Raw genomic sequence first — 242 nt, forward strand, 5'->3', positions numbered from 1 at the left:
TGGTGCCGTAGATCGGTGCCAGCGCACCGAACTTGTTATCCACCGGATTCCAGTCGGAGGAATAGAAGAAGCTCAGGCCCTGCTCCTGCAGGGCATGGCGGCCGCCCCCCAGCATCGAGAGCGCGGCGCAGGCCAGGGCGACCAGGACCAGGACGACGGTGGCGATCAGCACCCCCCGGAACAGTTGGTCATTGCGGGCGTCACGCAGGTCGCGGGTGGACGGTGCGGGAACAGGCTGGGCG

The 242-nt window shown here is 67.8% G+C and carries 1 pseudogene; it reads right to left on the bottom strand.

What is annotated here, in order from left to right:
• Window positions 1-242: pseudogene (locus tag ACQG3P_RS22205) on the bottom strand (phosphate ABC transporter permease subunit PstC); the annotation flags it as partial.

Source organism: Stenotrophomonas sp. SrG, assembly GCF_050031795.1.
GTDB classification, from domain to species: domain Bacteria; phylum Pseudomonadota; class Gammaproteobacteria; order Xanthomonadales; family Xanthomonadaceae; genus Stenotrophomonas; species Stenotrophomonas rhizophila_A.